The organism is Nocardia sp. NPDC088792, assembly GCF_044750615.1.
GTDB lineage: Bacteria > Actinomycetota > Actinomycetes > Mycobacteriales > Mycobacteriaceae > Nocardia.
Window position 1 is genome coordinate 1314256 of the sequence record NZ_JBIVKC010000001.1, and the last position, 21804, is coordinate 1336059.

21 protein-coding genes are annotated in these 21804 nt (G+C 68.1%); 5 read left to right on the forward strand and 16 right to left on the reverse strand.

Annotated features, from left to right (window positions below; translation table 11 throughout):
* Window positions 1-216: 216 nt before the first annotated feature.
* The 10 genes from ACIP5Y_RS06410 to ACIP5Y_RS06455 form a co-directional block, all read right to left on the reverse strand.
* Window positions 217-1878 (reverse strand): hypothetical protein, encoded by a 1662-nt coding sequence (locus ACIP5Y_RS06410; protein ID WP_400348104.1) that lies wholly within the window; start codon window positions 1876-1878, stop codon window positions 217-219.
* A 165-nt stretch (window positions 1879-2043) separates the two neighbouring features.
* The gene (locus ACIP5Y_RS06415; protein ID WP_400348106.1) at window positions 2044-2319 is read right to left on the reverse strand and encodes a hypothetical protein; all 276 of its coding nucleotides are present in this window, start codon (window positions 2317-2319) and stop codon (window positions 2044-2046) included.
* A gap of 163 nt (window positions 2320-2482) precedes the next feature.
* On the reverse strand, window positions 2483-3859 hold the full coding sequence (locus ACIP5Y_RS06420; protein WP_400348107.1) for a lipase family protein: 1377 nt from the start codon (window positions 3857-3859) through the stop codon (window positions 2483-2485).
* A 104-nt stretch (window positions 3860-3963) separates the two neighbouring features.
* Window positions 3964-5199, reverse strand: coding sequence for an oxygenase MpaB family protein (locus ACIP5Y_RS06425; protein ID WP_400348109.1), 1236 nt, complete (start codon window positions 5197-5199; stop codon window positions 3964-3966).
* A gap of 151 nt (window positions 5200-5350) precedes the next feature.
* Window positions 5351-6259 (reverse strand): LysR family transcriptional regulator, encoded by a 909-nt coding sequence (locus ACIP5Y_RS06430; RefSeq protein WP_400348111.1) that lies wholly within the window; start codon window positions 6257-6259, stop codon window positions 5351-5353.
* 207 nt (window positions 6260-6466) lie between these two features.
* A complete protein-coding gene (locus tag ACIP5Y_RS06435) occupies window positions 6467-7027 on the reverse strand; it encodes an HD domain-containing protein (protein WP_400348113.1) in 561 nt (186 codons plus the stop codon).
* A gap of 79 nt (window positions 7028-7106) precedes the next feature.
* Complete coding sequence (locus ACIP5Y_RS06440; RefSeq protein ID WP_400348115.1) at window positions 7107-7754, reverse strand: response regulator; 648 nt, start codon at window positions 7752-7754, stop codon at window positions 7107-7109.
* Window positions 7751-8887 carry a sensor histidine kinase gene (locus tag ACIP5Y_RS06445; protein ID WP_400348117.1) on the reverse strand — a complete coding sequence of 379 codons (1137 nt, stop codon included), beginning with the start codon at window positions 8885-8887 and terminating at the stop codon, window positions 7751-7753. The genes ACIP5Y_RS06440 and ACIP5Y_RS06445 overlap by 4 nt, the downstream gene beginning before the upstream one ends.
* A gap of 28 nt (window positions 8888-8915) precedes the next feature.
* The gene (locus tag ACIP5Y_RS06450) at window positions 8916-9617 is read right to left on the reverse strand and encodes an ABC transporter permease (RefSeq protein WP_400348119.1); all 702 of its coding nucleotides are present in this window, start codon (window positions 9615-9617) and stop codon (window positions 8916-8918) included.
* A gap of 19 nt (window positions 9618-9636) precedes the next feature.
* Window positions 9637-10614 (reverse strand): ATP-binding cassette domain-containing protein, encoded by a 978-nt coding sequence (locus ACIP5Y_RS06455; protein WP_400348120.1) that lies wholly within the window; start codon window positions 10612-10614, stop codon window positions 9637-9639.
* Between the two features lie 131 nt (window positions 10615-10745).
* On the opposite strand from ACIP5Y_RS06455, the gene ACIP5Y_RS06460 reads away from it, so the two are divergent.
* From ACIP5Y_RS06460 to ACIP5Y_RS06470, 3 genes are all read left to right on the forward strand, one after another.
* Window positions 10746-10979, forward strand: coding sequence for a DUF6374 family protein (locus ACIP5Y_RS06460; RefSeq protein WP_400348122.1), 234 nt, complete (start codon window positions 10746-10748; stop codon window positions 10977-10979).
* A 116-nt stretch (window positions 10980-11095) separates the two neighbouring features.
* Window positions 11096-11530 carry a tRNA (N6-threonylcarbamoyladenosine(37)-N6)-methyltransferase TrmO gene (gene tsaA / locus ACIP5Y_RS06465; RefSeq protein ID WP_400348124.1) on the forward strand — a complete coding sequence of 145 codons (435 nt, stop codon included), beginning with the start codon at window positions 11096-11098 and terminating at the stop codon, window positions 11528-11530.
* Between the two features lie 87 nt (window positions 11531-11617).
* Complete coding sequence (locus tag ACIP5Y_RS06470; RefSeq protein ID WP_400348126.1) at window positions 11618-12898, forward strand: oxygenase MpaB family protein; 1281 nt, start codon at window positions 11618-11620, stop codon at window positions 12896-12898.
* A 10-nt stretch (window positions 12899-12908) separates the two neighbouring features.
* On the opposite strand, the gene ACIP5Y_RS06475 is transcribed toward ACIP5Y_RS06470, so the two are convergent.
* The 6 genes from ACIP5Y_RS06475 to ectB form a co-directional block, all read right to left on the reverse strand.
* Window positions 12909-14600: a bifunctional metallophosphatase/5'-nucleotidase gene (locus ACIP5Y_RS06475; RefSeq protein ID WP_400348128.1), complete on the reverse strand. Its 1692-nt coding sequence runs from the start codon at window positions 14598-14600 to the stop codon at window positions 12909-12911.
* A gap of 99 nt (window positions 14601-14699) precedes the next feature.
* On the reverse strand, window positions 14700-15845 hold the full coding sequence (locus tag ACIP5Y_RS06480; protein ID WP_400348130.1) for an LLM class flavin-dependent oxidoreductase: 1146 nt from the start codon (window positions 15843-15845) through the stop codon (window positions 14700-14702).
* A gap of 12 nt (window positions 15846-15857) precedes the next feature.
* Window positions 15858-16853, reverse strand: a complete 996-nt coding sequence (locus tag ACIP5Y_RS06485) for an ABC transporter substrate-binding protein (protein ID WP_400348132.1) — start codon at window positions 16851-16853, stop codon at window positions 15858-15860.
* Complete coding sequence (locus ACIP5Y_RS06490; protein ID WP_400348134.1) at window positions 16850-17686, reverse strand: ABC transporter ATP-binding protein; 837 nt, start codon at window positions 17684-17686, stop codon at window positions 16850-16852. Before ACIP5Y_RS06490 ends, ACIP5Y_RS06485 begins: the two co-directional genes overlap by 4 nt.
* Window positions 17659-18471 (reverse strand): ABC transporter permease, encoded by an 813-nt coding sequence (locus tag ACIP5Y_RS06495; protein ID WP_400348136.1) that lies wholly within the window; start codon window positions 18469-18471, stop codon window positions 17659-17661. Before ACIP5Y_RS06495 ends, ACIP5Y_RS06490 begins: the two co-directional genes overlap by 28 nt.
* 284 nt (window positions 18472-18755) lie before the next feature.
* Window positions 18756-20018, reverse strand: a complete 1263-nt coding sequence (ectB, locus tag ACIP5Y_RS06500) for a diaminobutyrate--2-oxoglutarate transaminase (RefSeq protein WP_400348138.1) — start codon at window positions 20016-20018, stop codon at window positions 18756-18758.
* Between the two features lie 165 nt (window positions 20019-20183).
* On the opposite strand from ectB, the gene ACIP5Y_RS06505 reads away from it, so the two are divergent.
* Window positions 20184-20987, forward strand: coding sequence for an ABC transporter permease (locus tag ACIP5Y_RS06505; RefSeq protein WP_400348140.1), 804 nt, complete (start codon window positions 20184-20186; stop codon window positions 20985-20987).
* Entirely contained in the window at window positions 20980-21795 is an 816-nt protein-coding gene (locus ACIP5Y_RS06510; RefSeq protein ID WP_400348142.1) for an ABC transporter permease, read from the forward strand. Before ACIP5Y_RS06505 ends, ACIP5Y_RS06510 begins: the two co-directional genes overlap by 8 nt.
* Window positions 21796-21804: the final 9 nt, after the last annotated feature.

Consider the following 21804-nt stretch of genomic DNA (forward strand, 5'->3'; position numbering starts at 1 on the left):
GTGTGGGGGGGCTAAACATCTTCCACCAAAACCCCGGGATCCCACCCAACCCTTCTAACTCCCCCCGCGGCCCCCACCCCCCTTGGGGGCCCGCCGCGACGCCGTTTCGCGGGCCCGTGCCGGATCGGCCACCCCGCTGATCGATCACGCCGCAGCGCCGTCCCGCGTTGATCGGCACCTCGAGACCGGCGGGAAGCCGTTTCGGGAGGGGCGATTTCAGCAGGTGGCGGGGATTCCGGTCAGGTCGACCTTCGGGTCGGTGATCGGACAGGTCAGGGGTCTGCCATCGACGGTTGTGTGGTCGATGTTCAATGCGGCGCTGCCGATCTGACCATCGGTGCTGCTGGTGCGGAGGAGTTCCGCTTGTGCGGCGGCGAGGGTGGTGCGCGCGATGCTGCCGTGCAGGACGGCGGTGTCGCCGACGTTGATGATGTTGATGCCGTGTGCCGCCGCGCCGTTCAGCGTGGTGTCGTGGATGTCGAAGGTCAGTTCGGCGGTGCTCGGCTCGGGGCCGGTCGGGGTGTAGGCGACCAGGCCGATGCCATCGGCGCTGCAGTCACCGAGGTCGGAGTCGGCGATGGTGAGGTCGGTGTGCGCGGTGCGCCCGAAGTTGGTTGTCACCACGCAGCTTCCGAGATTGGCGGGGACCAGGGGGTTGAGCGCCGCGCCGGGGAAGGTCGAGTGGTGTGCGCCGACCCGGTCCAGGGTCAGGGACTGCCGGGCGCCGTCGGCACTGAGGTTGTAGTTCTCGATGATGTCGCCGGCGACGGTGTCGAAATCGCTGTCGGTGACCCGGACCCGGCTCTCGGGTGCGCCGCTGGTGGTGACGTATTCCAGGCCGTTGGCCGAGAAGTTCCCGTAGCCGTTCCGGAAGGTGTTGTGCGAGAGGCTGACATCCATGTGCGCATGCCCGAGCGGGTTGAGGAACACACCTTCGCTGTCGGCCAGGTTGTTGAGCAGCGAGGTTGCGGGCGAGGCGATCTCGGTCTGGGTATTGCCGTCCAGCTCGGCGGTGAGCCGCGCATTGCCGTCCGCCTGCACGCCGATCGCGAGCAACGACAGTTTGGCGAGTCCGAGATTGACGTGGTGCACGGTATTCCCGTCGAGCTGAGCAGATATCCGGCTGGTCCCCCGCGCTCGCAGGTCGATGCCGTCACCGCAAGCCGTGTCGTGTACGACGTTTCCGTCGATGTGCACATCCCCGGTGGCGCTGTCGAAGTCGGTCATGATGGCCGCCCACCCATTGTTGAGGGTGAGGAAGTCCGGTAGCGGTGGTGCGCTGGCGCCGAGCGGCAGGGTGGGTGGCAGCGAGAACGGCCCGATCATGAATCCGTCGCCGCACTGCTGATTCGTTGCGGAGACATCGTTTCCGGTGATCACCGCGCCGGCGGCGTCGAGGCCGTAGATGCCGCCGCGGCGCGCGCCCGCGATCACCAGGTTCCGGACTTCCGCGCCGGGCGCCAGTCGCACGGCATCGCCGTCGAGGTTGCCGGTGGTATTGGTGAGGCGCGGCAGGGCCGCGCCCGCCGCCGCACCGAGTACGGTCGGTCCGCCGCCGATGAGGTGCTGTCCCGGTTTGAGGGCTATCCCGCCGTCCAGTGCGGGAGCGGTGTGCGCGACGGGCTGCACCACGATGGTGTCACCGTCCTGCGCGGCAGTCTCTGCCCGGGCAAGGGATTCGAAGGGGGAATCGGCGCTACCGACGCCGCCGGCGGGTGCGCCGGAACTCACGTACCAGGTGGCCGGATCCGATTGGGCATGCGCGATCGCCACGGTGTGAGCGCCACAGATTGCCACGGTGTGAGCGCCGCCGACCAGCAGTGCGAGCACTGCGCAGGCGCGTCCGGGTAGCGCACGGACGGTATTTCTCGTATTCATGGTGCTCCGGTGTCGGCGAGACCTGTTCCAGGAGAAGAACTGTGCCAGGCCGGAGTGCCGGTTCCATCCGGCAGAATCCCAGGAATACGCCGCACCGGCTGTCGGTGCGCACAAGGGGTGAGGGGGCGGGTCTTCGCGGGCTGCGAAGCCGCGGAGCCGATTTCGCTACAGCTCTTCGGTGGGCGGGAGGACCGGGAGCGAGGGCTCCGGCATTTCTTCCAGGGCGGCTACCTGCAGATGAATGAAGGCGGCGATGCGGTGGCGGGCGGAGGAGGGCAGCCGCTCGATATCCGCGGCGGTCAGGACGTTCGCGCCGAAGGAGTGGGCCTCGGGCACTTCGGAATCGGGTGATTCGGGAACAACCTCGAGATGTGGCCGCGGAACTGCTAGCGGACGTTGGGGTTCGTCCGGGTCTGCAGCGGCGGCGGCGGTTCGCACCATAACGAAACCATAACTCGCCAACCCCGCTCGTGGGAGCCGGTGGCGCACTTGAGTCTTGGGGGTGCGAATCCTGCGTAGAAACGTTAGGTAATCCTTCTACCGCACCCAGGTTAACCGGTTTCGGCCGCATCTAAACGCTGCGGCCGAAACTGCCGTTCGGAAATTATCGCGCGCCCACCGGGAAACCGGTCAGCAAACCCGCAATGGCAGGCCATTTCGCGGCGAGCAGATTCGTGAAATCGCCGCTGGTGAAGGTGCTGGTCGGGCTGGTGATACTGCAACCGTGCGGCGCCGGAACACCGTTCATGCGGTCGATGATGAACTGGTATCCGCCGGGCAACCAGCCCGGGATGCCGATGATGTGCTCTGCCAGGAATTCCCGCGTATAGGTGATGTCGGCGCCGTCCCGGCAGTACCCGTCGACCACCCGGTCGGTTCCAGCGATGGGGATGAACTCGTCGTTCTGTGCGTGATAGATGTACATGGGCACATCCGGCGTCTGCTGTCCCAGCTGTTGCGCCACAACGGCATTGCTGAGCTCGGGCAGGTCGAGCGGGTCACCGCCGCCGGTGAACGAGCCGAGATAGTTCCAGAACGGGAACAGCGCCGAACCCTGCGGGTGGCACAGCACGCCCTTGATCGAGGTCATGAAGCGGCCGAACCAGTCGTACTTGGTATCGAGCACCTGCTGGACCTCGGGGTATTCGGTGGCGAAGCCGTGTAATGCGGCGCCGATCAGGCCCGCGCCCAGGTTCGCGTTATTGCTGCGCAGCACCGCTTTCAGATCGCCCATGACGACGCCGCCGATGGTGGCGCCGACAATGTTCAGCTCGGGGGCGTAATCGCGGTGATGCTCGGCGACCCAACCGGTCGGGATGGTGCCGCCGGAGTAACCCATCAATCCGACGGGCGTCCGCGTCCCCGCGGTCAATTGCAACGGCGCGAAATTCTCCGCCGCGCGAATACCGTCCAGGGTCGCCTGCCCGCCCAGAATCGAGGCGCCGTAGGCGGAATTCGGGCCCTCGTAGTCGGGAATGGATACCGCCCAGCCCTGCGAGAGACCGAGCACCATGGCCAGCGAGGTCTCGGCGGAGTTCACGAAGTCGGCGGGTATCGAACCCTGCTGCGCCACATACGACATGGTGCAGTACTGCGCGGTCGAATCCTCGGCGACCTGGTACGACAGCAGTTTCAAGCCGCCCGCCGGGGCCGGCCCGCGCGGTTTCACCAGCGTCGTCACCGTGGCGATGGCATTGCCGTGGCTGTCATCGGTGCGATAGAGCACCTGCCACGCGTCGACGTTGTAGGGCAGCACCGACAGGAAGGCCGGGGTGATCTGCCGCGCCTTGATGATGCCGCCCGGTTCGGTCGCGGCGACCACATTGGCCGGGGCGTTGTAGAAGGAATCCAGTTCCGGTGGCACGACGATCACCGGCAGCGGCTGGATCGGCACCTCGGCCGGTGCGGCTGATGCGCCGGCCACCCCGGCGAGACCGAGCACGACGGTGAGCACGGCGACCCGAAGAAAGAGAGTGAACACTTCCTAAACGCTAGAGAGACCGCCATCACAAAGTCAACGGCCCGACACGCCAAAACCGGAACGGTCTGCTTTGGCGTGTCGACGAACCGGACCGGCCCCAGCCGTCAGGCGGCGTGCCCGATGTAGTTGACCGAACCGCCGATGGCCCCCTCCTCCTTCGGGCCGATCAGGGTGTCCATGAACTTGTGCTGGGCGCGCAGCCCCGCGCGGGCCTGCCGGGCACGCCAGCCCGGCAACAGGATGCCCGCACTCGAACGCGCCAGGTTGACCGGGAATTTGGCCACCGGATACCAGGGCGGCATGTAGTCGGGCAGGCCGAGCTGACGCATGCGGCCGCGACCGAGGAACGCGGTACTGATCGAAAGGTGCTGCGCCCAGGCGATTCTGCGGCGCAGCGGGGCCAGGTGCGGGTAGTGCCAGGTGAGTGGGTCCGCTGCCATGGGACGAGCCAGTTGCCTACTGCTCTCGTCGGGGGCGGTGAGAGCGGTCAGATAGTGATAGAGCTGCCGGGTGGCGTCGATGAAGCCATGGGGCAGGAAGCGTTCCTCGATGCCCATGACCCAGCCGACATAGCGGGTGAGGTGGGCAATGGCGTCGAGTTCGCGCGGCGTGAAGAGGTTTCCCATCATCATGCCGGTGAGCGCCGGCGCGAAGAGCGCACCGAGCATGGTGACGGCCATATCGGTCTGATTGACCGGCACACCCCAGTCCTCGGCGCTCCATTCGGGCAGCTTCGCGACGTGCCGCCGCACGAAGGTATGGATGAGCCGCACATGCAGGGTGGAACGGAAACCCTTGCCGCCCGGCCGCATTCCACCGTCCGAGATGACATCCAGGGCCCACTGCATGGTTTCGGCGAACCGCTGACCGCCGCCGGTCGCGCCGCTCTTGCCGGTATTGGTGAGCAGCAGGGTGCGATTGATGCCCGAGGCCACGAATCCGCCGAGGAACGGGACGTCGCGCCCGAGGTAGATACCGTCGAGTCCCGCCGCCTGAAAGATGCGCTCCCCCAGCGTGATCCGATCCCAATCCACCCAGGCGGGCGGGTTCTCGACCTGAGTGAAGAAGTCGCGCAATGGTTCCGGCGCATCCGGGACATTCGCGATGCCGTGCGCGAGGGCCTGATCGAAGAGCGGGCGGACCTGGCCCATGCCGGCGGTGTACATCCACTCGACCAGGGCGTCCATCGGTTCGTCGCCGATGGTGAGGGCCTCCCCCATGGTTGCCCATTCGGCCTCGGTCGGCGGCTTGATGCCCAGTAGCTTCACCGTCGGCCCGAGCACCGGCACCTGGGCCCGGTCGTGGGGATGACGGGTCGGAATCGGTCGAGTGCGCGTCATCGAGCAGCTCCTTCGCTGTTCTGGTGAACCTACTCACCAGATATCTGGCAATAGTGTCCACCAGATACGCGGGCATGACAAGACTCGAGAGAAAATCTCTCACGCACTCAGGCCGGTCACGGCCCTGATCAGGGCAGCAGCCTGCGGGAGGTCAGACAGGCCGGCGCGCGATAGCGTACAGATCCTGCGCGGGACCGGTGGGCCGTTGCCCCTTCGGCCAGATCGCGCGCAACGCCCGATCCAGATCCAGGCCCTGCACCGTGGGCGACACCAGCGTGCCGGCGGCCAGTTCGGGGGCCACGGCCAGCGAACTCAGGACCGCCGGCGCCAGCCCCTGCGCGACCGCCGTCTTGATGGCCGTGGTCGAGGACAATTCCAGCGCCACATTCGGCTGCCAATCCGGAATCGCCTCGGTCATGGCCCGGGTGAACGAGTTCCGGGTGCCCGAACCGGGCTCCCGGTAGATGAGCGGCGTCGCCGCCAGCTCCCGCACGGTGATCTCCGGCCGCCGCGCCCAGCGCTGTCCCGGCGCCACCACCACGACCAGCCGATCGTGGGCCACGATGTGGCTCTCCAGATCCCGCGGCAGCCGCGGGCCCTCCACGAAGCCGATCCCGGCCCGGCCCTCCAGCACGGACGCGGCCACCTCGGCGGAGTTGCCCGACTCCAGCGCGATCGAGGTGTCGGGCATGCGCGCCCGCAAGGCCATCAGCCATTTCGGGAACAGGTATTCGGCAATGGTCTGACTGGCCGCCACCCGCAGGCGCGAATCCCGTTGCGCCCGCAACGTATCGATCCCGGCGTCCAGCCGGGCCGCCGCCTCCACCACATCCCGCGCCCACTCCGCGATGAGCGCGCCCGCTGCGGTGGGCCGCGAGCCGAGCGTGGTCCGCTCCAGCACCGGCACTCCCACCAGCTGCTCCAGATACCGGATCCGCGAACTGGCCGAAGGCTGACTGATCCCGTGCGCCTTCGCCGCCCGCCCCAGACTGCCCAGTTCGATCACCGAGAGCAGCAGTTCCAGCGCGGCCAGGTCGGGCACCCGGGGGGATAGTGGCATAGATCAACCCTATGCCGGATATCGCCCGGTATCAGGCAGCCACCCGGTGCGGTTCCGGGCGGCCGGGGCCAGGCTTACGCGGTCACCACCCGAGCGTGAATTTCGGGCGGCCATCACACAGCGTCGAATCCGGTGGGGCCGCCGGTACGGCCGCGGCGACCGCACCGGACAGGACGCGGCCCGAATGACTGGACAGCGCGGTCGGCGTCAGCCGACGGCGGCTACCCGCTCTATCACGGGTCGCCAGGTACGCAGAGGATGGACGGTCAGGCCGATCACCTTGCCGGCGTCGTCGGCCTTGCGGAGTGCGATGGCCGCGTGGAAGTCCGGATCGGCCTCGAAGGCGGCGACTTCCGCGGGGGTCATGGGGCCGCCCTGCGCCACCAAGGTGCGCCGGCTGGACTGGGAGAGCACGGCGCTGTGGACCGAATCGGTCGCGGCCAGATAGCGTTTCGCGGTTACGTGCAGTTCGACCAGGCGGGCCACCCGCTCCCCCAGCAGGGCGCGCACGGCGTGCGCGCCATTGCGGCCGTGGCCGGCGTCGTCACCGGGGATCAGGACGTGGCCGATATCGTGCACCAGCCCGGCGACCTGCAGTTCCTCATCATCCGGGAACTGTTCGCGGAGCAACTCGGCGCACTGGCTGTCGTGGTCGAGGATGTCGACCGGGTCGCCGCTGCGGTCGGGCATGTCCCATTTGTCGGCGCAATCGCCCAGCAGGGTCATGAGTTCGTCGACGGTCGATACAGGCGCGAGGTTCCGATCCACGCCCGGCACCATACGCGGCCCGGGTTAATTCTCAGCGCGCCCAGCAGGCAGCCCGCGGCCGGGCTCCGGCGCGGCATTGTCAGCCGAGACCCGCACGGTGCACGAGAATCGCGATCTGGGTGCGGTTCTCCAGCGCCAGCTTCGAGATGATCCGGCTGATGTGAACCTTCACCGTCGATTCGCTCATGTGCAGGGTGCGGGCGATCTCGGCATTGCCCGCGCCGGTGGACACTTCGAGCGCCACCTCGAGTTCCCGCTCGGTGAGCTGCTCGAGTTGTGCGCGGGCCTCGGGTTGTTGCGCGCCCGCACCGCTGGTGAAGGCGGTGAGCATGCGTTTGGTGACGGCCGGGGCGAGGATGGCGTCGCCGCGCGCCACCACTTCCACGCCCTGCGCCAGATCGCGCGGCGGGGTGTCCTTGAGCAGGAAGCCCGCCGCCCCGGCTTCCAGTGCGGCATAGACGTATTCGTCGAGCCCGAAAGTGGTGAGCACGACCACGGCGGGCGGGTCGGGCAGCGCCCGCACCCGCCGCGTCACCTCCAGCCCGTCCACGTGCGGCATGCGGATATCGGTGACGACCACGTCCGGCCGGTGCTTCTGCACCAGCTCCACGATGTTCCGCCCGTCGGCGTCCTGGGCCACCACCTCGATGCCGTCCCGGGCCTCCAGGATCATGGCGATCCCGTGCCGCACCAGCTCCTCGTCGTCGAGCAGCACCACCCGAATCACGAAACCTCCTCTGTTGCACCGGAAATCAGCGGCAGTCTGGCGTGGACGGCGAAGCCGCCGGTAGCGAGAGGGGTGGCATGCATGGCGCCGCCGGCCAGTTCGATGCGCTCGCGCATGCCGAGCAGGCCGGCGCCGGAGCCCTGGGCGGCGACGAAGGTGCGTTCGCCGCGGCCGTTGCGGACATCGACTTCCAGCGCGTCGTCGCGGACCTGCAGTGCCACCCGGACCTCGGCGCCCGCCGCGTGTTTGGCGGCATTGGTGAGGGATTCCTGGATGAGGCGGTAGACGGCGCGGCCGATCGGGCCGGGCACCTCCGGAAGCGGTTCGGGCAGTTCGATTTCCAGCCGCTGCCCGGATGCCACGGCATCGTCGAGGAGTTCCCGGACAGCGGCCAGATCCGGCGCGGGCCGCAAGGGCACGTGCACGTCGGAATCGCGCAGCACGCCCAGGAGTTCACGCATTTCGTTCAGGGCCTTGGTGCCGGTTTCGCGGATGGTGCCGGCGATTTCGGCGGGCTGACCGTCGGCGGACACCTCGAGCGCCCCGGCCAGCACGGTGACCTGCGAAATCCGGTGCGCCACAATATCGTGCAGCTCGCGGGCGATGCGGATGCGCTCGGCCTCCACCGCGGCGGCGGCGAGCAGGTCACGTTCGCGTTCGGCCTGTTCGGCGCGTTCCCGCAGGCCCTCGAGGGTCTGGCGGCGCTGATTCGTCCACAGGCCGAACAGCACCGGCACCAGCACGAACGGGATCACGATGGGCGCCCTGTTCGACAGCAGGGCGCCGGACCAGGTCGGGCCCCACGGCAGGGCCATCACGACCATGGCCGCGACGGCCGTCAGCCAGGTGACCATCCGGTTCCCGTAGCGGTCGGCCACGGTGAACATCGCGAGGAGCACAGGGAGGGTCGCGCCGACCGTGATGTCCGACAGCAGCACGGCCGCCAGTATCGGCAGCGGGTAATACCGCCGGAACAGCAGGGCGATACCGGATGCGATGGCGATGGGCGGGCCTGCGGCGGCCGGAAGAATGCCGATCGAATTGGTGTGAACGTTGTCGTACGCGAGGGCGCCGAAGGCCAGGGCGAGCACGACGTCGACGATCACTCGTCGGATCAATGGCAGTCGGCTCACCCTGGCAACCCTAGCCACCGCGCGTTTGTCACACGTCACGGCGCGCAAGCAGCACACCCGAGGCGGCCAGCAAACCGGCCGCCAATCCGATTAGCGGCAGCGGCAGCAGGAGCACGTTCAGCCCTCTGGGCTGCACCAGCTGTGCCGCCGCACTGAACGGCAGAATCTTGATGCTCAGCCCGAAGAGGAGGGCCGCGACCTCCACGACGGTCGGAATGGCGAGCGTGGCGACCATGGCGATGGTGGCATTGCGGGTCACCGCGGCGATGCCCATGCCGACCAGGGCCGCGAGCGCCGCGTACAGCATTACCGCGCCGAAAATCCGTGCGATGAGGCCGATCTCGGTCGGCGCACCCGCGCGCACGGCCTCGATGGCCAGGGTCAGGGCGACCATGGCGGCACCGCTCACCGCGGCGAAACCGGCGTTGATCAGCGCCTTTGCCGCGAGCACGCGGCCGGGCCGGCGCAGGGTGAGCATGGTGGTCGTAATGGTGCGGTACCGGTATTCGTGGCCGAAGGAGTTCACCGCGACCGCGGTGGTGAACAGCGTGACCAGGATCAGAGGCAGTCCGTGGAACGACTGCACGAACCGGTCGCCGGCCGTCATATCGGTCTTGCCGGCGTAGACGAAGGCGATGAAGGCCTGCATCGCCATCCCGGCGGCCAGCAGGGCCCAGGTGGAACGCACGCTCGTCAAGCGGGTGACTTCGTAGCGAATGGCGTTGAGCATGAGGGGAATTCCCTTCGGGTCAGGCGGCGGAGTGCGCGCGGTACTGGGCGGCGCCGTCGGTGGCGTGGAAGAACGCGTCCTCGAGGCTGGAGTGCGCCTGGGTGAGTTCGGTGATGAGCAGCCCGGCCCGCATGGCGATCTCGGCGACCGCCTGCCGGTCCCGGCCCTCCACGACCACCGCGCCGTCGGGCCGGATGCCGGCCGGGAAGCCATTGCGGGACAGGGCTTCCGCGAGCTCGCGCGGCCGGTCCACGCGCGCCACGATGCGGGCGGCGGTATTGCGGTGCACGAACTCGGTCGCCGATTCCGCGGCGATGAGCCGGCCCGCGCCGATCACGATGAGCGAATCCGCCAGGTGCGCCATCTCATTGAGTAGATGCGAGGACACGAAAATGGTGCAGCCCTGCTGCGCAAGCTGTTTCAGCAGATCGCGCAGCCAGCGCACGCCCTCCGGGTCCAGGCCGTTGGCGGGCTCGTCGAGGATCAGGACGGCCGGATCACCGAGCAGCGCGGCGGCCAGGCCGAGCCGCTGCCGCATGCCGAGACTGAACCCGCCCGCGTACTTCCCTGCCACACTGCGCAATCCGACGATCTCCAGGACCTCGTCGACGCGCTTGCGATCGATACCGCCGCCATCGGCGATCATGCGCAGGTGCGCCCGCGCCGAACGCTTGGGATGCACGGCCCGCGCATCCAGCATGACGCCGACCGCCCGCAGCGGATCTTCGATCTCCCGGTACTCCCGCCCGCCGAACGTGGTGCGCCCGTCGCCGTGATCCAGGCCCAGCATGAGCCGCATGGTGGTGGACTTACCCGACCCGTTCGGGCCGAGGAAGCCGGTCACCACCCCCGGCTGCACATCGAAGGACAGATTGTCCACCGCGGCCGCACTCCCGTAGCGCTTGCACAGACCCCGCGCCTGAATCATGAGATCACCTCGTTTCTCCGGCGCCGCCGACTGCAGCGCTCCGCCGCTATCGACGATCTCGTGATCCACCCCCGATTCCATCCGCCCAAGGCCCACAACCGGCTAAACCTTTCGGCCTAGCCGAGCGCCGCCGCGTGGTCCTCCGGAACCACAGGCTCGTCCACTAGAACACTTGTTCGACTCGAGGTAATCTGCCGGGCATGCCAGAACCCGCGCGGATGCCCTACGTCGAGCGACAGATCAACGACGTGCGGCGGCAGCTACTCGACGCGGCCGCTTTCGCGAAGCTGCTCTCGCCGGAGGCGCTGGAGCATATGGCGGGGACCTTGGCCGACGGTCTGCGGGTGCTGTCGGAGGAACGGCAGGTCGGGATGCGGCCGCGGTCCGGACCGCCGACCCACGCGGCCTGCCTGCATTACCGCCGCAGGCGTTGATACGGGTTCGCCGCGGCGACGACCTGGCGTACCTGTCACATTCGGCCGATGATTCAGGTCGACTGTGCAGACCGACCGCAATGCCGAGCACGCCACACCACGGAGGAATTCAGCGCATGCCCGCCTCACCCGACCCGGATGACCTCGCCATCGAATTGCGGCCGATCGGCCGGGTGCGGTCGATTCTCACCGCGCGGGCCGGCGCGCCCCGGCAGCCCGATGAGGACGCCCCGCCCGCGGAGCTGCTCATCGATCCCGAATTCGCCCGCGCCGCAGCCGATTTACAGCCTGGCCTGCGCATAGTGGTGCTCACCTGGCTGGACCGCACCGACCGCACCGTGCAGGCGGTGCACCCGCGCGGCGCGCAGGACCGGCCGGCCACCGGCGTGTTCGCCACCCGCTCCCCCGACCGCCCCAATCCGATCGGGTTGCACGAGGTCACCATTACCGCGATCGCGGGCGCCACGGTCACGGTGGACGGGCTGGAGGCGCTCGACGGCACGCCGATCGTGGATATCAAACCGGTGCTGGGCGCCCGCGCCGACCGCTGAGGCCGCAACCACCACCGCAAGTCGCAGCAGCCGCCAGGTATGTCCGAAAACAGTGACTGGCGGCAAGGCGCGATCTACGCTCCGGGGATGGCTGGAGTGCAGGCGCGGGCGACCCTGGATGTCGCTGCGGCGGGGAAGATTCCGACCGAGTTCCGGTATCGGGAGCGGGTATGGAATCCGGGCGTGCAGCGGGCACGGCGGGTGGCGCGGGCGGTACTGGGGTTCGACCCGCAGCCATCGGACCGCTTGGTACAAGCCTTCGGAGAGGCGTACTACCAGGCCGATCCGGTGGCCGAAGCCTTCGTCGACGAGGTGTATCTCGGCGAGATCGGCCCCAAGCGCGGGCGTGCCATGCTCGATCTGGCACTGGAACAGGGCGTGGATGCCGTACCGGACGCTCCGGCCTCGTTGCGGCGGCTGTTCGAGGAGTTCGAGACCGCACCGCAGTGGCTGGACCCGGACTTGGTGGCGCAGGGCGCCCGCGTGTTCCGCCGCTGGGGCACATCGGTTTTCAGCTTCGCAACCACCAGTACCCTGGAAATGTATTCGGAGAGTTCGATCACCAAACCGCTCTCCTACGCGGGCGGCTACGCCGGCGACAAGGCGCACAAGCGACAGCTGGAAACGGTCCGCTTCTGGATCGACGTCTCCGAGCCCGGCGGCCTGGACCCGGGTGCGCGCGGACGGCAGACCGCCATGCGGGTCCGCATCATGCACGTGTTCATCCGCCGGAAGCTGGTGCAGCGGCCGGAGTGGGATCACGACGCCTGGGGTGTGCCCATCAGTGTCGGCGACGCCACCCTCACCCTGATGGGCGGCAGTGTGGTGCCCGGCCTGGCGCTGTGGAGCCTCGGGCACCAGACCACCCTCCGGGAAATCGAAGCGACCCTGCACTTCTGGCGTTATATCGGTCATCTGCTGGGCGTGCAGCCGGACTGGTATCCGCGGAACTTCCAGGAGGCGGTTCAGCTCATGTTCGCCGCCTTCGTCAAGCGCGCCCGCACCGCGGGGGCGGACGGCGCGGAACTGGTCGAGTCCTACCTCCCGGCCTTCGCCCCGGACCCGGACAGCCCCTGGGCCAAGCGCATTCGCGACGAGTTCAACTATCGGATCCAGATCGGCTACACCGCCTTCTGGCTGCCGCCCGCTACTTACGCGCGCCACCGCATGCCGAAGCGATTCCCCTGGGTGCTGCATCCGATCATGCAGGCGCCCTTGATCTTCGGCGCGGAGACGCTGCGCCGCACGGTGCCCGGCCTGGACGACGTGGCCGACCGCGTGCAGCGGTACCGCCGGGAACAGTGGTACCGCAACGAGGTCGGCGATCGGGCCGCCGAGTTCCATCCGGTGGAGGAGTTCCGGCGCTAGCCGCCCCGGTTCAGCGCTTCTGCACCGGTTCCGCCGGCGGCTGCACGGCGGGGCGGGTCCGCAGGTACGACTCGAAGGCGTCGAGATCGATGGGCCCGACCCGCAGATCCTTGCTCTGCTGGAAGACCGTGAAGCCGTCGCCGCCCGCGGCCAGGAAGTTATTGGTCGAAACCCGGTAGGCGGCCGCGGGGTTCAGCGGTTGCCCGCCGATCCGCACGGTGTCGTCGATGATCTTGTGCCCCTTGGGCGCGCTCTCGGAGTAGGCGTAGGTGAGGCCCGCGACCGACAGCACGCCGGCCTCCTCGCTCACGCTGTCCCACTGCTGTTCCAGCAGGCGCAGGATCTGCTCCCCGGTGAGCGTGAGGGCGACCACCTGATCGCCGAACGGTTCCACGGTGTAGGCGTCGGAGTAGGTGATATTGCCGCCGTGCAGGCCCGCGCGCACGCCTCCCGGGTTCATGAAGGCGGCCACCGCCTGCTGTGGCGCCATGGCGGCCAGCATGGAGTCGGCGATGACATCGCCCAGCGGTGAGTCCCCGGATCCGCTCGGTTCGGCGGGCACCGGCGCGGCAGCATTGCCGATGACGGTTTCCGCGCGCGGCTTCACCTGCGCCGCATAGAAATCCACCAGCTTGGCGGTGGCCGGGTCCGGTGTCACATCACGGGTGACGACGCGGTTCACGGCGGCCGCATCGACGGTGCCGTCGTGGAAACGCAGGGTGACATCCGTGATCAGCCGCCCGAAGGCGGCGCCCTGGGTGACCACCTTGCCGTCGATGGTGCAGTTGTAGGCCTGATGACTGTGCGCGGTGAACAGCACCTTCACCGCGGCGTCGGTGCGCTTCGCCAGGTCGGTCACGTTGGGTGAGATGTTCGCGCACCCGTTGTAGTCGACCGGTGTGCCGTTCGGGGGCTGCTGGGCGCCGCCGTCATGGATCAGTGCCACAACGGTTTCCGCACCCGCCGCCCGCATCGCGGGGATGTACTTGTCGATGGCGTCCGGCTCGTCGCCGAAGGTGTAGCCCTGGATTCCCGCGGGCAGCACGATGTGCACGGTGTCGGGGGTGACCACGCCGACCACGCCGATCTTGTGCCCGCCGACGGTCAGCATGGTCCACGGCCGTGTCCCGGGCGGCAGCTGGCCATTGGCATCGGTGACATTGGCGGCCAGGTAGGGGAAGGTGGCGCCGGTGAAGGGCGCGCCGGGTGAGCAGCCGTCGGCCGCGCAGCCGCCCTGCTGCAGGCGCCGCAATTCCTGTACACCGTGGTCGAATTCGTGATTGCCGACGGAGGAGGCGGCGACGCCGAGGGAGTCGAGGAGGTCGATGGTCGGCTCGTCGTGGAACATCGAGGAGATGAGTGGGCTGGCGCCGACATTGTCGCCCGCGGACACGATGGCGCTGTCCGGATAGGCGGCCTTCAGGCGCGCCAGGTGGGTGGCCAGGTAGACCGCGCCGCCCGCGGTGTACTGCCCGACCTTGCCATTGGCCCCGTCCGGGGGTTGCAGGTTCCCGTGCAGGTCGTTGATGCCGAACAGGTGCACCTCGCCGGGCTGGGCCTTGGGCAGGTCACCGGTCGAGATCAGTGGTACCGCACCGGTTTTCGCGGGTGTGCCGGACGTACCGGAGCCGCCGCAACCGGCCGCCAGTGTCAGGCTCAGCAGGGCCGCGCACAGTCCGAGCACACGTCGACGAGCTGTCATGAACTTCGACTGTAATCGCAAACACACACCGCGAATTGTTTCCGCGCCATTGTTCCGGTGCTGTTCGCCGGCTGGTCGCGGGCACGACCGTTGCCGGCGCTAGCTGCTGGAGGCTCCGGCGAAAGGCACCGAGACGGGCGCGGCGCGGCGCCGGGTCGGGTGCTGCCACAGGCCCTTTCGCTCCAGGATGGGGAGCACGCCCTCGCCGAACCAGTACGCCTCTTCCAGGTGCGGGTAGCCCGACAGTACGAAGTGGCCGATGCCCACCTTCGAGTATTCGATGAGCCGCTCGGCGACTTCCTCGTGCGAGCCGACCAGCGCGGTGCCCGCGCCGCCGCGCACCAGGCCGACGCCCGCCCACAGGTTGGGGGCGATCTCCAGCCGATCCACATTGCCGCCGTGCAGTTCCAGCATGCGGCGCTGGCCCTCGGATTCGCTCTGTGCCAGGCTGGCCTGCACGCGTTCGATATCGGCCGGGTCGATGCCGGCGATCAGCTTGTCGGCGACGGCCCACGCCTCTTCGGAGGTGTCGCGGGAGATCACGTGGATCCGCAGGCCGTAGTCCAGCTTTCGCCCGTGATCGACCGCGAGGCCGCGGATCCAGTCCAGCTTGCGGCCCACCGCGTGCACCGGTTCGCCCCAGGTGAGGTAGGTGTCGGCGTATTTGGCGGCGACCGGTCCGGCCGGGCCCGAGGAGCCGCCGAAGAAGATCGGCGGGATCGGGTCGGGCCGGTTGTTCAGCAGCGCGTTCTCGACGTGCACGTGCTCACCCTGGAAGGTGAAGGGCGAGTGCGATTCCCACAGCGACTTGACCACGTGCAGGAATTCGCCGGTGCGGGCGTAGCGGGCTTCCTTGTCCGAGAAGTCGCCGTACGCCTTCTGTTCCAGAGGTTCGCCGCCGGTCACCACATTGAGCAGCAGTCGTCCCTCGGAATGCCGCTGGAAGGTGCCCGCCATCTGCGCGGCCAGCGTGGGGCTGATCAGCCCGGGGCGCAGGGCCACCAGGAATTTCAGCGTCTCGGTGGTCTCCACCAGCATGGCGGTGGTGAGCCAGGCGTCCTCGCACCAGGATCCGGTGGGCGTGAGCACGGCCTCGAAGCCGTTGGACTCGGCCGCCGCGGAGAGCTGGTTGAGGTAGTGCAGCGTGGCGGGACGGTCACCGGACATGGCGGTGCCGTGCCCACCGGCCACCAGGCCGCGGGAGTCGCCGTAGGTGGGCAGGAACCAATGGAACGACAGGCTCATTCGGGGGACTTCCTAGGAGTTGAAGCGGTCGTTGTAGCGGGTGTCGATGAAGTCCTTGATGTTCACCTTGCCGGGGATCAGCTTGGCGTCGGAGAACGCATCGGCCACCTGCTGTTCGGCGGTGATGGTCGCGTCATCGAGCGGATGGTGCAGGTAGGTGGCGCGTTGCACGGCCAGCAGCGTCACGTCGTAAGGGACGCCGGTGATATCGGAGGACTGCTTGGCCCACTGCTCCTGGTGGTCCTTGACCCAGGACTGCGCCCGCTGGATGCGGAGCAGCAGATCGCGGATGGCGGCCGAGCTGGCCTTGTTGTCCAGCGCCTTGGTGCCCGCGACGAAGAAGGAGTCCGGCTTGATGTAGCCGGTGCCGTCGACGAGGACCTTGTCACCGGCCTGCTGGGCCTGTGCCACATAGGGATCCCATACCGCCCAGGCGTCGACGCGGCCCGTGGACAGGGCGGCGAGCGCATCGGCGGGCTGCAGGTACTGCGGCTGGATGTCGGAGAACGTGAGCCCGTTCTTGTTCAGCACCGACAGCAGGTGGTAGTGCGCGGAGCTGCCCTGGGTGACGGCGATCTTCTTGCCGCGCAGGTCCTTCGGGTCCTTGATGTCGGAGTTCGGCGGCACCAGGATGGCATTGCCGGCGTACCCGGAGTCGTAGGCGGCCACGATCTTGATGCGGGACTTGGCCGCCGCCGCGAATACCGGCGGTGCGTCACCGACGCCGCCCAGGTCGACGGACCCGGCATTGATGGCCTCCAGAATCGGCGGACCGGCCGTGAACTGGGACCATTCCAGCTTGTACGGCGTACCCGCGTCCTGTCCGGACACCTTGAGCAGCGCCTGCAGGGCCTGCCCCTTCTGGTCGCCGATGTGCAGGGTCACCTTCGACAGGTCGATGGACCCGTCCGCGTTGACGCCTTGATTGTTGTCGCCACCGGACCCACACGCCGCCGTCACGAGGGCGGCGGTGACCGCGAGCGCGGCGAACAAGCGTCTGGTGATCATGCATTTCCTTCTTCCGTGGCCACGCCTAGTTCGGCGAGCAGTTGCGCACGCAGCGCGAGAAATTCGGGGTGGTCGCGGCGGCGCGGGCGCGGCAGGTCGATGCGGATCTCGCGGGCGATGTGCCCGTCGTCCAGCACCAGCGCGCGGTCGGCCAGCAGCACCGCCTCGTCGACATCGTGGGTGACCAGCAGCACGCCGGGGCGGTACCGGTCCCACAGTTCGAGCACCAGGCCGTGAATGGTGATGCGGGTCAGGGCATCCAGCGCGCTGAACGGCTCGTCCAGCAACAGCAGGTCCGGCTGCCGCACCAGCGCGCGGGCCAGCGAGGCGCGCTGCGCCTCACCGCCGGAGAGGGTCAGCGGCCAGGCGTCGGCGCGGCCGGCCAGGCCTACCTCGGTGAGTGCGGCCTGTGCTGCGGCCTTGGGGTTTTCGCGCTTCAGGCCCAGGGTGACGTTGTCCCGCACGCGCTTCCACGGCACCAGGCGCGGCTCCTGGAAGGCCACCGCGACATCGCCGGAGACGGTCAGCTCGCCCTCGTGCTCACGGTCGAGGCCGCTCAATGCCCGCAGCAGCGTGGACTTGCCGGAGCCGCTGCGGCCGAGCAGGGCGACGAATTCGCCGCGGCGGATATCGAGGTCGAGGCCGTGCAGGACCCGGCGGTCGCCGAAGTCCTTGGCCAGCCCGCGAATCCGCGCCACCACGCCGTCCGTGGCAGAGCCGTCCGTGGCCGCGCCGTTCGTGGTGCGTTCCCCGAGATCGGCGTTCTTCTCGAATTCGGTCAGGGTGGCCGCGAGGACGGAGGGGGTCAGGATGCCAGGAAGCCGCGTCGCCATGACAGCGCTCTCCTCTCGATGAGACGCACGAAGGCGTCGGTGAGCAGACCGAGGATGCTGTAGACGAGCAGGCCGACCACGATGATGTCGGTGCGCAGGAACTCGCGCGCATTGTTGATCATGTAGCCCAGACCGGCATCGGCATTGACCTGCTCGGCGACGATCAAAGCCAGCCAGGCCACGCCCAGCGACTGCCGCAAGCCGACCAGCGCCTGCGGTAGCGCGCCCGGCAGCACGATGTGCCGGATCAGCGCGAACTTCCCCAACTGCTGCACCTGTGCCAGTTCGGCGAGTTTGCCGTCCACACTGCGGATTCCGGCGAAGGTATTGAGGTACAGCGGAATCGCCACACCGAAGGCGACCAGCACCACCTTCGGCAGTTCGCCGATGCCGAACCACAGGATGAACAGCGGGATCAGGCCGTAGAACGGCAGCGTGCGCAGCATCTGCAGGATCGGGTCGAGCAGGATCTCGCCCACCCGGCTCAGCCCGGAGACCAGCGCCAGGGCGACGCCGGCCACGGCGCCGATCACGAAGCCCAGCGCGGCGCGCTGCAGCGAAACTCGGATGGCCGAGGTGAGCGTGCCGTCGCGGACCAGGTCGACGGCCGTCTGCACAACGGTCAAGGGTGAAGCGAGCAGTCGTTCCGGCAGTACGCCGGTGGCACTGGCAAGCTGCCAGATCACCACCAGCACCACGGGACCGACCAGCCGCGCCCACGTCGAAACGCGGGGTAAGCGCAGGCGGACCGCAATGGGCCTGGCCTGCACGGCAACTGAAGACACGGCAGTACACCTCGGGCAGGGGGACGGGGGACCTCGGCGGTCGAGCCCGTCAACCGCCTGCTATCCGAGAGTGCCGTCCATGCCCCGGTGCGTCACCGGTTGGAATCCACGTGATTCTTTGCGTGATTCTTTGCGCTGCCCGCTACGAGCAATGCGGGAGTGCCGGAACTATTTCCGAACAGTAGCGTTTGAAAAGGTGGTGCCGGGTTCCCTCCGCAGCTGGGAACCCGGCTCCGGTCGGCCACCGGTGTGGGCGGTGGCCGACGTTTCCTGGCGTCCGGCGCTCAGTGCGCGTCGCGGACGATTTCCACGGCCCTGGTGAGAATTCCCAGGCCGTGGCCGATCTCTTCCTCGGTGACGGTCAGCGGTGGCAGCAATTTCACCACTTCGTCGGTGGATCCGGAAGTCTCGACGAGCAATCCGAGCTCGAAGGCGATATTGCAGACCTTCCCGGCCTGCGAGGCGTCCTCGAAGACCAGGCCCTGCACCAGGCCGCGACCGCGAGTGGAGATGCCGTCGAAGGCCTCGGTCAGGGCGGTGAGGTGGGCGTGGATCCGCTCTCCCTTGGCCAGCGTGGCGAGTTCGAGCCGATTGTCGGACCAGTAGTGCCGCAGTGCGGTTTCCCCGGTCACGAAGGCGGCATTGTTGCCGCGGAAGGTGCCGTTGTGCTCGCCGGGCGCCCACTGGTCGAGTTCGGACCGCATGAGCACCAGCGCCATCGGCAGGCCGTAACCGCCGATGGATTTGGACAGCACCACGATGTCGGGGGTGATGCCCGCGGTCTCGAAGGAGAAGAACGGGCCGGTCCGGCCGCAGCCCATCTGCACATCGTCGACGATGAGCAGAATGCCGCGCGCCGAGCACAATTCGGCCAGCGCGCGCAGCCATTCGACGCGGGCCACATTGATCCCGCCCTCACCCTGCACGGTTTCCACGATGACGGCGGCCGGCTTGTCCAGGCCCGAGGAATTGTCGTCGAGCGCGCGGCGCATCCACCCGAAGTCGTCGTCACCGGGCAGGAAGCCGTCGTACGGCATCGGGGTGGCGTGCACCAGCGGAACTCCCGCACCCGCGCGCTTGGCGGCATTGCCGGTGACCGACAGCGCACCGAGGGTCATGCCGTGGAAGCCGTTGGTGAAGTTCAGGACGGTGGTCCGCCCGGTGACCTTGCGCGCCAGCTTGAGTGCGGCCTCCACGGCATTGGCGCCGGTGGGTCCGGGGAACTGCACCTTGTAGTCCAGTCCACGCGGGACGAGCAGCAGGTCCCGGATGGCTTCCAGCAGGCGGCGTTTGGCGGTGGTGGACATGTCCAGGCCGTGCGTGATGCCGTCACCGATCAGGTAGTCGATGAGGGCCTGCTTCAGCACCGGGTTGTTGTGCCCGTAGTTGAGCGCGCCGGCGCCGGCGAAGAAGTCGAGGTAGTCCTTGCCGTTCTCATCGGTGAGCCAGGAGCCGCGGGCGGTGTCGAAGACCGTCGGCCACGCTCGGCAGTAGCCACGCACATTGGATTCGAGCGCCTCGAAAACGGTCGTCTCCGCGAGAGTCATCCTGTGGTCCTAGCGTCGCAGCAAAGTGAAACGAGGAGTTTTCTATCACCTGCACAGGTGCGGCGGGAGGGTTTTCGGCGAATCGGTCCCCTGCGGGCAAACTCGGCGCCGGGCAACGGTAAAGCCATTGCACACCCACCGGCCGGGACGTAGTGTCAACCTCTTGTGCGCGCCGATGTGGGGGTCTATTGGCAGCTGGCCAAGGCCGGATTCCGCCGCCAGTCGCACTACCGACTCGCCATGGTCGCCGGACTCATCACCAATGTCGTCTTCGGCTTCGTGCGGGCGGCGGTGCTGATGGCCGCGGTACACGCCAACGGCAACTTCGGCGGCTACGACCGCGGCACCATCGGCGCCTACACCTGGCTGTCCCAGGGCCTGCTGGGCGCCCTGGCCTTCTGGACGCCACCGGATCTCGTCGAACGCATCCGCACCGGCGATGTCGCCATCGACTTCCTGCGGCCGATCGATATGCAGTTCGCGCACCTCGCCGAATATCTCGGGCGAGCCGTCTGCACCCTGCTGCCGCGCGGCGTGCCGAGCCTGCTCATCGGCGCGTTCACCTTCGGGCTCGCCTTCCCCACCACGCCGGGAACCTATGTGCTGGGCGGCATCAGCCTGGTGCTGGCCATGGCGCTGTCCTTCCTCTCGATGTTCGTGGTGTGCCTGGCCGGGTTCTGGCTCATCGAGACGCGTGGCCTGCGTGGCCTGCACCAGATCTGCGGCACCTTCCTGGCCGGATTGTTCGTACCGGTGCATCTGTTCCCGCAGTGGTTGCGCGACATCGCCTACGCCACCCCCTTCCCCGCCATGCTGCAATGGCCCATCGACGTACTCTCCGGCCGCACCGCCGGTTTCGCCGCCGTGGAAATCGTTGCCGTGCAATGTCTCTGGGTACTCCTCCTGGTGGGCGCGGGGCAACTCATGCTGCGCGCCGGGCGTCGCAAACTGGAGGTGCAGGGTGGGTGACTCGCGGCCGTCCGCGCTCGCGCCCTACCGTGCCGTACTCGGCTCCCGGCTGCGCGCGCAACGCGCCTACCCGCTGTCCTTCGCCACCGACGTGCTCAGCGCCTTCCTCATCGGGCTGGTGGAATTCGCCGAGATGTGGGTCATCTTCCACAATGTGCCGCGACTGGGCGGACTCGACCTGAACGGCATGCTGCTGCTGTTCGGCTTCAGCAATACGTCCTTCGCCATCGCGGACATGCTCGTCGGGCACGCCGACACGCTGCCCACGTATATCCGGATGGGCAAGCTGGACGCCTTCTATCTGCGACCGCAACCATTGCTGTTGCAGCTCATGACGAGTGATATCGCCCTGCGCCGGGTGGCGCGCATCGCGGTGGCCGCCACCGTGCTCGGCTTCGGCATCGCCCGCAACGAGATCGACTGGACCGCCGGCCATCTGGCACTGTTCACGATCACCATGGTCAGCGGCATCGCCATCTTCGCGGGACTGTTCGTCTGCGCGGCCGGACTGCAGTTCTTCCTCATCGACGGCGCCGAACTGACCAACTCCTTCACCTACGGCGGGTCCTACGCCTCCATGCAACCGGCCTCGGTGTTCCCGACGCCAATGAAACTCATCTTCGGATTCCTTGTCCCCGTGGCCTTCACCTCCTACCTGCCCGCCATCGCACTGCTCGGCCAACCCGGGCCCGCCCTGCTGCCGGCCTGGCTGGCCTGGGCGTCACCGCTGGCGGCGCTGTGGGTATGGGGTCTGGCATTGTCCGCATGGCGCATCGGGACCAGGCATTATCAGGGAGGCGGCGGGTGAACGCAGCGG

What these genes read in the sequence shown, in the direction of transcription:
- ACIP5Y_RS06425 (WP_400348109.1), bottom strand. Translation starts at nt 5,199, where the DNA reads ATGACGCGCACTCGACCGATTCCGACCCGTCATCCCCACGACCGGGCC.
- tsaA (WP_400348124.1), top strand. Translation starts at nt 11,096, where the DNA reads ATGCCCGCCTCACCCGACCCGGATGACCTCGCCATCGAATTGCGGCCG.
- ACIP5Y_RS06475 (WP_400348128.1), bottom strand. Translation starts at nt 14,600, where the DNA reads ATGACAGCTCGTCGACGTGTGCTCGGACTGTGCGCGGCCCTGCTGAGC.
- ACIP5Y_RS06410 (WP_400348104.1), bottom strand. Translation starts at nt 1,878, where the DNA reads ATGAATACGAGAAATACCGTCCGTGCGCTACCCGGACGCGCCTGCGCA.
- ACIP5Y_RS06485 (WP_400348132.1), bottom strand. Translation starts at nt 16,853, where the DNA reads ATGATCACCAGACGCTTGTTCGCCGCGCTCGCGGTCACCGCCGCCCTC.
- ACIP5Y_RS06470 (WP_400348126.1), top strand. Translation starts at nt 11,618, where the DNA reads ATGGCTGGAGTGCAGGCGCGGGCGACCCTGGATGTCGCTGCGGCGGGG.
- ACIP5Y_RS06490 (WP_400348134.1), bottom strand. Translation starts at nt 17,686, where the DNA reads ATGGCGACGCGGCTTCCTGGCATCCTGACCCCCTCCGTCCTCGCGGCC.
- ACIP5Y_RS06480 (WP_400348130.1), bottom strand. Translation starts at nt 15,845, where the DNA reads ATGAGCCTGTCGTTCCATTGGTTCCTGCCCACCTACGGCGACTCCCGC.
- ACIP5Y_RS06450 (WP_400348119.1), bottom strand. Translation starts at nt 9,617, where the DNA reads ATGCTCAACGCCATTCGCTACGAAGTCACCCGCTTGACGAGCGTGCGT.
- ACIP5Y_RS06430 (WP_400348111.1), bottom strand. Translation starts at nt 6,259, where the DNA reads ATGCCACTATCCCCCCGGGTGCCCGACCTGGCCGCGCTGGAACTGCTG.
- ACIP5Y_RS06460 (WP_400348122.1), top strand. Translation starts at nt 10,746, where the DNA reads ATGCCAGAACCCGCGCGGATGCCCTACGTCGAGCGACAGATCAACGAC.
- ectB (WP_400348138.1), bottom strand. Translation starts at nt 20,018, where the DNA reads ATGACTCTCGCGGAGACGACCGTTTTCGAGGCGCTCGAATCCAATGTG.
- ACIP5Y_RS06415 (WP_400348106.1), bottom strand. Translation starts at nt 2,319, where the DNA reads ATGGTGCGAACCGCCGCCGCCGCTGCAGACCCGGACGAACCCCAACGT.